Below are 9,100 nucleotides of genomic sequence, written 5' to 3' on the forward strand. Positions count from 1 at the left end.
AACCGGAAGACCATGCCCACTGGAAGTTGTAGCCTCCCAGCAAACCCGTGACATCCAGCACCTCGCCTACAAAATACAAACCCGGGACTAATTTTGATTCCATTGTTTTAGAGGAGATATCTTTGGTATCGACACCACCGCGTGTAACTTCTGCTTTTTCATAACCGACCGTTGATTGTGGAATGAAAGAAAATTTTTTTAGTCCTTGTTCCAATTGCTTCGCCTGTTTCTTTGAGAGATTTGCCATCTGCACATCGTCAAGCTTGCAGTCTTTGACAACGTGCTCTGCAAAACGGGTTGGCAATTCCTGAGATAAAACATTGGCAACGATTTTCTTCGGTTCTTCTTTTTGTTTTTTTTCGATCCATTTTAAAAAATGGGGAATGTGGGGAAGAAAATCGATCCCAACTTCTTCTCCCTTGTACCAAAACAAGGAACTTTTGAGCGCCGCTGGTCCGCTGATGCCTATGTGGGTAAATAGAATATTTTCCATGAAACTTCTCTTACCTGCCTTCGAAGAAACATTGAGCGAGATTCCCGCTAGACCACCAAAGAGTTGCCGATCTTTTTTAGAAAAAACAAAACCATCGAGCGCGGGGTCCAATGGGGTAATGCTATGCCCAAACTGTTTGGCCACCCGATAACCAAAATCGCTGGCACCCAGTTTTGGAAAGGAGAGACCGCCCGTGGCAATAATCAAATTTTTTGACTGATATTTTGCACGTTCCGTATTTATCCCAAAAAAACCATCTTTTTTTTGAACCGATTTGATTTTAATGCCTGTCTTGAGTTTTGAATTTTCTCCCAACGCTTTTTCAAGCAACAAATCGAGAATCTGCTTGGAAGAGGTTTTGCAAAAAAGCTGACCCAATGTTTTTTCGTAATAGGCAATTTTGGCGTCGTTCATCCATTGTATAAAATCATTTTGAGTGAACTGATGCAGAGATGATTTGCAAAAGTGGGGGTTGTTCGAGACAAAATCCGCTTCCGAAATTTCTTTGTTGGTGAAGTTGCAACGACCACCGCCGGAGATAAGAATTTTCGAACCGGGTTTGGAATTCGATTCCAGAATCAACACACTCTTTCCCCGCTCTTTGGCCGAAATAGCGCTCATCAACCCCGCCGCCCCAGCTCCAATAATAATTACATCGTAGATCATAACGAGGTCCGAAGTCAGTTTGTCATCCCCGAATGTTTTAATCGGGGATCCAGTCATTATTAAAACAGGCTGGATTCCCGCTCCCTGCCTACTACTTGCAGGGACAAGCTTCGCGGGAATGACTATCTTACTTGAACTCATTTTTCTACTTCGGAAACACTCTCTATAAAGGAAAAAATGTATGGTGAAAAACGAACCCATTAGTATATACCCCCCTCCTCAAATATGCTGAGCATTCAGAATCTACATAAGACTTATGGCGCCCAAGTGCTTTTTGATGGGGCTTCTCTGCAGATGACGCCCGGTGAAAAACTGGGGCTTGTGGGGAGAAACGGGCACGGGAAATCGACTCTTTTTCGACTTGTGCTTGGCGAAGAAGATGCCGATTCCGGAATCATTTCTCTCCCCCGCAATTACCGGATCGGGCATCTGGCCCAGCATCTTCATTTCACCCAGCCCACCGTGCTGGAAGAGGCCTGTCTGGGGCTTCCCGAAGGAGAGGAGTGGGACCACTACAAGGCGGAGCGGATTCTTTTTGGACTTGGGTTTGTCGAAGAAGACATGTCAAAAGCCCCTTCCACTTTTTCCGGCGGTTTTCAGATTCGTTTGAATCTCGCAAAAGTGCTGGTCTCCAATCCCAACCTTCTTCTGCTTGATGAACCGACCAACTATCTCGACATTCTCTCTATTCGATGGATCACAAAGTTTCTGCGCGCATGGAAAAATGAGTTGATTATTATTTCTCACGATTGGGAATTTATGGATAGTGTCACCACACATACCGCGGCCATTCACCGGCACAAGATCATCAAACTTTCCGGCGGCACCGAAAAACTTTACGCCCAAATTGCGCAAGATGAAGAGATTCATGAAAAGACACGCGTGAATGAAGAGAAAAAAAGAAAACAGGTCGAAGTTTTTATCAGCCGGTTTCGGGCCAAGGCCTCCAAAGCTTCATCCGTGCAATCGCGCGTGAAGCAGTTGGAGAAGATGGGCGAGAAAGAAAAACTGGGCCGCATCGCCAATCTTGATTTTGCGTTTCACTATGCCTCCATTCCCGCAAAAAGATTGATGGAGGTGCACAATCTTTCTTTTCATTTTGATTCGCAAAAACCACTGATCCACAATTTCAATTTCACCATCCATGCCGGGGATCGCATCGCCGTGATCGGAAAAAATGGTTATGGAAAATCAACCCTGCTCAATCTGATGGCGGGCGAGTTAAACCCATTGCACGGCACTATCCGGTCTCATCCAAATCTTGAACTTGGATATTTTGGTCAGACCAACATTGACCGTTTGCACAAAAAGCAAACAGTGGAGCAGGAAATTGGCTCCGCGAACGGCGCTTTAAATCGTACCGCCGTCCGTACCCTCTGCGGCATCATGATGTTTTCGGGCGATAACGCGGAAAAGAAAGTTGGAGTTCTCTCGGGCGGCGAAAGAAGTCGCGTGCTTTTGGGAAAAATTCTCGCCGCTCCGGCAAATCTTCTCTTTCTGGATGAACCCACAAACCATCTCGACATGCAGTCGATTGAATCCCTTGTTGAGGCAATCGAAAATTTTGAGGGAGCCGTTGTCATTGTCACCCACAGTGAAATGATTTTGCGCGCAGTCGCAACGCGTCTTGTATTGTTTCAACACGGCAATGCCGAAGTTTTCAACGGCGGTTACGACGATTTTCTGGAAAAGGTCGGTTGGGAAGAGGAAGGAAAACAACACAAGTGAAAAAGAGCCACAAATACTTCGTCTACATTCTTCAGTCGGCGGATGGAAAATATTACACGGGTTATACCACCGACTTGGAAAGAAGGATGAAGCAACACCAAAACGGCAAGGGAGCTAAATTTACGAGGGGGTTTGGATTCGACAAACTGCTTTATCACGAAGAATACCGGACGAAATCACGCGCTATGAAACGGGAAGCGGAATTAAAAAATTGGACCCGCGCGGAAAAAGAAACTTTAATGGAAGACTTAAGATTTTTGTAGCACCAATGCGCAAGTGGGCGCGGGAAGAAGAAAATCAAGACAGGTCATTTCCACTCTTCCCTTGGCATCCACCATTCCCTGACAGGGATTGTCACATTTTTCAACGGTCCCATTGTAACAAAACATCAGGTCGCCGGATTGAGTATCCATAATACCAACAACGGCACCGGGGATGGAATCAAAGGCATCGTCGGAAACAAAATTTTGGACCGCGTCTTTTGTGCCGGTTACCGTAAAAATTCCATCGGCAAAAGTGATTTCCGTGCAATCTTGTTTGACAACTTTCCAATTTCCTTGTGCATCAAATTTTGGCGTAACGGATACACCTGGATTGATTCCTGATTTTACGTTGGGGTTGCCGGGTGTGCCACTGCATGCGGAGACGAGTAAAAGACCTGCGAAAGCGATAAAGAATTTATTCATTTTTCCCTTTCCTTCCTTGTGTGGTTCTTTCACTATAGTTATCGTTGATTGTCAAAAAAAGTTGCGTGTTTTTTGAAGATTTTTTGCTTTTTCTATAACCTCTTGATTTTATTGAAAAATATACTAGTGTAAAAGGGACAAACACCATGACCACCACAAAAAAAATCTATGACCGGTTTTTGGAACGCACACACGAACTTTTTACACTTCAATCGATTGGCGCAGTGCTTCATTGGGACAAAGAAACCTTCATGCCCAAAAAAGGGGTTGAAACACGCGCCTCCCAACTTCAATTATTAAGCGGTTTAAGCCACGACTACCTGACCAATCCAAAACTGGGAGAATTGATCGAGCAACTTTCAGAACCTCTGCACGCGAAAAATTTATCCGATACAGAAAAGGTCAACGTGCGCGAAATGAAACGGGCCTATGAGCGAAGTGTCAAAATTCCGAAAAAACTCTCTCAGGAAATGTCCCACATCAATACCATGGCAACGGAAGCGTGGATTGAAGCGCGCAAGAACGATCGCTTTCGGGATGTGGCGCCTTGGCTTGAAAAAATTGTCGCCTTGAACCGGCAATATGCAAAATGTCTCGGTTTCAAAAATGATTATGATGCTCTGCTGGATGGTTATGAGCCACAAGCCACAACGGCCGAATTAAAACCTCTCTTTGAAAGATTAAGAAAAGCATTGGTCCCTCTGGTTCCGTGGGCACGGGAAAAATGCGAAAAATTTAAACCACTCCGCTTCACCGCAAAATTTCCGATTGAAAAACAAACCACGCTGGAAAAAATTCTGCTTGAAAAAATTGGATTTGATTTGGATTGCGGCAGACTTGACATCTCCACCCACCCTTTTTGCATCTCTTTCTCGGGAGATGTGCGGATCACCACGCGTTATCAGGAAGAGAATTTCTGCAACTCGCTGATGTCGGTCTTTCATGAAGCAGGCCACGGACTTTATGAACAGGGCTTTTTACCGCAACACAAAAACACTCCCATGGCGGAGGCCGCGTCGTTTGGTGTTCATGAATCACAATCACGATTCTGGGAAAACATCGTCGGGCGAAGCCGCCCTTTCTGGAAATATTTCACCCCCATCGCCAAAAAATATTTTCCGGAAGTGCTTGCCAACGTCACAGACGATCAACTTTTTCATCATGTGAATCAAGTGCACCCAAGTTTTATCCGAGTCAATGCGGATGAAGTAACCTATAACCTGCATATTCTTTTGCGTTTTGAAATTGAACAGGAGCTCATCAACAACGGACTTAAAATTTCTGATCTCCCCGAAATCTGGAATGCAAAAATGAAAACCTATCTTGGCATTACCCCGCCAAATAACAAGTTGGGGGTTTTGCAGGATGTTCACTGGTATAGCGGCGGCATTGGTTATTTCGCCACCTATACACTCGGCAATCTTTATTCGGCTCAATGGTATCAGCAAATACATAAAGAATTGCCCGATGTGGAAAAACAAATTGCCAAAGGGGAATTCCTAAATATTCTGGGCTGGCTTCGCAAAAACATTCATTCGAAGGGACAATATTATCCCGCCGCCAAACTTTGTGAAGAGTTGACAAAAGAACCTTTGAACGAAAAACACTTTTTAAACTATCTTAAAAATAAATATGAAACGTTCAACTAACCCCTGTGACCGTAAAGTGCTGGAAGAAAGAGAAAAAGAGATACTGGTTCCCTATGCCCAACTTTCTTCAACAAGTTTGGGAAGAAAATATCCCGAAGAAGAATGTAACTTTCGACCCTGCTTTCAGAGAGATCTAGACCGCATCGTCCATTCCACTGCTTTCAGGCGCCTTGAATACAAGACACAGGTTTTCATCAATCACGAAGGAGATTATTATCGCACGCGACTCACACACAGTCTGGAGGTGGCTCAAATTGCCCGCGGGCTGGCGCGCATGCTCCGTGTCAATGAAGATCTGGCGCAAACTATTGCCCTTGCTCACGATCTGGGTCACACCCCTTTTGGACACGCGGGCGAAGCGGCCATGTGTGTCTTGATGAAAGACGTCGGCGGATTTGAACATAATTTGCAGAGTTTCCGCGTCGTCACCGAATTGGAAGAACGTTATCCCAATTTTCTGGGATTGAATCTTTCTTACGAAGTTCTTGAAGGAATTCTCAAACACGAAACGGTCTACGATAAACCAAAAGAGCACCGCCTCCTTAAAAAATCAGGTTATCCCACCGTTGAAGCTCAGATTGTTAATTTTGCCGATGAGATTGCCTACATGAATCACGATCTGGACGATGGTTTGCAATATGGCATGCTGACCTTTGGCGTTTTGGAAGAGGTGACTCTCTGGCGGGAAACTTTTTCAGAGATTGTGAAGAAAATGCCCTCAGCGCCCGATAAGGTTAAACGCTATCGCACCATCAGTCGTCTGATTCATAAGTTAGTTGACAATCTGCAACAGGAAACAAAAGGACGAATCAGTAAAAACAATATCCATTTCCTTGCAGACATTCGCAGTCGTGGCAAAAAAATTGTCGGTTTTAGCCCGGATATGCAGAAAAAAGCGGCCGAACTCAAAAAGTTTCTTTATCAAAACATGTATTTTCACTGGCGCGTGGTAAGAATGGCCGAAAAATCAAGACGAGTGATTCAGGAGTTGTTTCATGCCTATTTGAATAACACGAAAATCCTGCCCGAAGAGTTTTATCAGCGAATTCTAAAAGACAAAAACCCCAAACGCCATATCTGCGACTACATTGCCGGCATGACCGACCGCTTCGCCCTGCAAGAACACAAAAAACTGTTTGACCCCGAAGAGCGGGTTTGAACGGCTTCAGGCCTTAACACCTATAGGTGTAGAATATTACACTCATAGGTGTCAAAATCAGGAATCGCCATGATCCATATAAAATCCAGCACCGCAAAGAAAATTCTGGGTTATTTTTTTCTCCACGAAAACGAGTCTCTTTTCGTCAACGAGATGGCGAGGTTTTTTAAAGAAGACAAAAGAAATCTTGTTAGAAAATTGAATGAATTTGAAACACTTGGTTTGTTTAAAATAGAATCAAGGGGAAATCTTAAAATTTATTCCCTCAACAAAAAATTTCCTCTCTACAAGGAATACAGGAATCTGGTCTTTAAAACACTTGGAATAGAAGTCGAGCTTCGAAACATTCTTAAACAAATAGCAGGCATCAAGAGGGCTTTTATTTATGGTTCTTATGCCGGCAATAAATTTGACGACTTAAGCGATATTGATCTTATGGTAATTGGTGAACACAACATCATTGACCTTCAGAAGGAGATTGCCAAACTTCAAAAAAAGATCGGTCGTGAAATCAATTTGGTGAATATGGATGAAGAAGAAATAAAATCAAAAAAGAAAGATCCATTTATGGTTCAGGTAATGAAGGGTCGTAAAATTGAACTGCTATGACAACCTTTGAAACAAAATATTTTGTCAAATTCAAATTCTTATCCGAAAAGCACCTGTTGTTGGGTGATAATAGAGATGTCATCCTGAACGAAGTGAAGGATCTACCAGATAACAAAACGGATTCTTCGCGGAGTTTATCCTGAGCCCGAACAGATTCTTCGCTTCGCTCAGAATGACAAAGCGAAGGGCTCAGAATGACAATTTTTAGAACAGGTACTTCGGATAGGCATTCAAATTCACCCCTAGTCACCACGTCAGGATTATTGAAAAGACAGCCGAAATTTTGAAGGATGATTCTGTATTGGTGATTGGAAATACAATGCGGATGAAGAGAAACGAGGATTTTTATGGCGGAGGAATATTTATATCAGAAAAAGAAGGCAGAGATTACCTTGAATACATAAAGAAAATTTTAACCCGGATAGGGCAATTAATTACATCAAGTTAATGAAAAAGGATTGGCCTGTTAAAAAGCTGTTTGACCCCATCGATTGGGTTTGATAGTGACGGGTTGCTCTCCTTTTATGACCAAAAACTTTCACATCGGCATTATGGGAAATCTTTTTTCGGGAAAGACAACCCTGATGCAAGCGCTGGGAAGGGATCCTTACAAAAAAGATTTTGAAGCGTTGCTGGATAATGGTGAAGTGCATACTTTCACCGAAAGAATTGAAAAGGGTTCGCTGGCGGATGAATGCCTTTCTTTATTTTATCAGGATCGCGTGGCCAATATCTTTCCGACTGAAATTGCCTTTCTTTATATGCGCACGCTTCAGCAGAGGGAAATTCGCCATCTGATGACACGCGATAATAGCCGCGCCGTTATTGCCGTTGAAGACCGCCCCTTTCTGGATGGCCCCGAAGTTTTTGTCCAACGTATGATTCAATCGGGCGAAATGCCTCTCGCCCACGCGCGACTCTACAAAATAATGCTTCGCCAAGTTTTGCAAAACGAACATATCCGGTTTCCCGATTTACTTGTTTATCTGCGCACCGAACCGGCCTCTCTTGAAAAAAGAAGATCCAAACGGGCGGAGGGGGGAGACAGTTATGCCGCTTCTATCGCGCCTCAATATTTAAATGAGATCCATGAATGTTATGAAAAACTGGTGACCAACTGGAAACGTGTGGTGCAACGTTATCAGGAAATTACGATTGTCCCTCCCGATATCGATCTCATTATCATGCCGGCTGAAATTGATATGGAGACCCATCCCGATTATGTCCATGTTGTGGCCGCCACAATTCGTGAAAAAGTTCGTCGCATGGTGGCCGCCCGGAGAAACATCTTATGAAAAAACAGGGGGAAGTTGTTGATGTCGTCGCAGATGAAACCATTTTGAGACATCAAATCCCCAGCAGGCTCACTTCCGTTGAGCGGCGCCTCATACAGCATTTTTCCCAAAATCAATTTCTCATCGCCTGCGTCGGCAATATCGGCACCGGCAAATCCAGTCTTGTCAAATATCTGGCGTTCAATGGCGGGATGAACGCCCTTTTTGAACTTCCCGACGAAGGGTTTGAAGATCACATTGTGGGTAATGAAGGCATTCTCTCTCTTTTGAATACTTCAAAAAATTCGGCAAAAAGAACGTTGGGGATGTATTACGGCGCCATCAATAATTTTGTCGAAGCGCACAAGGTGGAGTCTGTCGAAAGTCCGCAATGGATGCATCACAAAAAAGCGCTGGAGAAAGCGGCGCTTGATATCCAACACGCCTATCTGGATCTGCGCAAAATGCAGTTGCAAGCGGTCTCGCACCTGAAGGGCTCCACCTGCATTGATGGCTCTCCTCTGGCGGACCGTTATGTTTTTTGCGAAGCCCTTCATAAAGATATGGAAGTTCCTTTTTTAAACACACAAGGTTTGCAAAATATTGAAGAACGTCTGAAAAAAGATTTTGAAACACTCCCCCGGCCTGATCTGATGATTTTGCTACATGGTCCAGTTGAAATGATGCTGGGAAATATTCGCGAGCGCGAAAGAAAAGAGGAACTCGCAACCGATCATCAAAAAGAGGACTTACCCGAAGGACTTGTCCGTTTAGTCAGAGCCTTGGATAAACGCTACGCAAATTTCATCGCGATTCTCAGAGAAAATGGATGGTAC

The 9,100-nt window shown here is 44.0% G+C and carries 9 protein-coding genes; 7 read left to right on the forward strand and 2 right to left on the reverse strand.

What is annotated here, in order from left to right:
- A partial coding sequence (locus tag HY877_05180) for an NAD(P)/FAD-dependent oxidoreductase (GenBank protein MBI5299669.1) occupies positions 1-1,216 on the reverse strand: 1,216 nt, incomplete at its 3' end.
- Between the two features lie 168 nt (positions 1,217-1,384).
- On the opposite strand from HY877_05180, the gene HY877_05185 reads away from it, so the two are divergent.
- Positions 1,385-2,887: an ABC-F family ATP-binding cassette domain-containing protein gene (locus HY877_05185; protein MBI5299670.1), complete on the forward strand. Its 1,503-nt coding sequence runs from the start codon at positions 1,385-1,387 to the stop codon at positions 2,885-2,887.
- The gene (locus HY877_05190) at positions 2,884-3,150 is read left to right on the forward strand and encodes a GIY-YIG nuclease family protein (GenBank protein MBI5299671.1); all 267 of its coding nucleotides are present in this window, start codon (positions 2,884-2,886) and stop codon (positions 3,148-3,150) included. Before HY877_05185 ends, HY877_05190 begins: the two co-directional genes overlap by 4 nt.
- On the opposite strand, the gene HY877_05195 is transcribed toward HY877_05190, so the two are convergent.
- Complete coding sequence (locus HY877_05195) at positions 3,136-3,573, reverse strand: hypothetical protein (GenBank protein MBI5299672.1); 438 nt, start codon at positions 3,571-3,573, stop codon at positions 3,136-3,138. The two genes, HY877_05190 and HY877_05195, sit on opposite strands and share 15 nt — an antisense overlap.
- 146 nt (positions 3,574-3,719) lie before the next feature.
- On the opposite strand from HY877_05195, the gene HY877_05200 reads away from it, so the two are divergent.
- From HY877_05200 to HY877_05220, 5 genes are all read left to right on the forward strand, one after another.
- The gene (locus tag HY877_05200; protein ID MBI5299673.1) at positions 3,720-5,222 is read left to right on the forward strand and encodes a carboxypeptidase M32; all 1,503 of its coding nucleotides are present in this window, start codon (positions 3,720-3,722) and stop codon (positions 5,220-5,222) included.
- Complete coding sequence (locus tag HY877_05205) at positions 5,206-6,381, forward strand: deoxyguanosinetriphosphate triphosphohydrolase (protein MBI5299674.1); 1,176 nt, start codon at positions 5,206-5,208, stop codon at positions 6,379-6,381. The genes HY877_05200 and HY877_05205 overlap by 17 nt, the downstream gene beginning before the upstream one ends.
- A 69-nt stretch (positions 6,382-6,450) precedes the next feature.
- Positions 6,451-6,990: a nucleotidyltransferase domain-containing protein gene (locus tag HY877_05210; protein ID MBI5299675.1), complete on the forward strand. Its 540-nt coding sequence runs from the start codon at positions 6,451-6,453 to the stop codon at positions 6,988-6,990.
- A 524-nt stretch (positions 6,991-7,514) separates the two neighbouring features.
- Entirely contained in the window at positions 7,515-8,285 is a 771-nt protein-coding gene (locus tag HY877_05215; GenBank protein ID MBI5299676.1) for a deoxynucleoside kinase, read from the forward strand.
- On the forward strand, positions 8,282-9,100 hold an 819-nt coding region (locus HY877_05220), incomplete at its 3' end, for a deoxynucleoside kinase (GenBank protein ID MBI5299677.1). The genes HY877_05215 and HY877_05220, both read left to right, overlap by 4 nt.

Source organism: Deltaproteobacteria bacterium (assembly GCA_016213065.1).
In the GTDB taxonomy this organism is placed as follows: Bacteria; UBA10199; UBA10199; order SPLOWO2-01-44-7; family SPLOWO2-01-44-7; genus JACRBV01.

Coding starts and splice junctions, on each gene's coding strand:
- HY877_05200 (MBI5299673.1), top strand. CDS start 3,720: ATGACCACCACAAAAAAAATCTATGACCGGTTTTTGGAACGCACACAC.
- HY877_05205 (MBI5299674.1), top strand. CDS start 5,206: ATGAAACGTTCAACTAACCCCTGTGACCGTAAAGTGCTGGAAGAAAGA.
- HY877_05195 (MBI5299672.1), bottom strand. CDS start 3,573: ATGAATAAATTCTTTATCGCTTTCGCAGGTCTTTTACTCGTCTCCGCA.
- HY877_05210 (MBI5299675.1), top strand. CDS start 6,451: ATGATCCATATAAAATCCAGCACCGCAAAGAAAATTCTGGGTTATTTT.
- HY877_05185 (MBI5299670.1), top strand. CDS start 1,385: ATGCTGAGCATTCAGAATCTACATAAGACTTATGGCGCCCAAGTGCTT.
- HY877_05215 (MBI5299676.1), top strand. CDS start 7,515: ATGACCAAAAACTTTCACATCGGCATTATGGGAAATCTTTTTTCGGGA.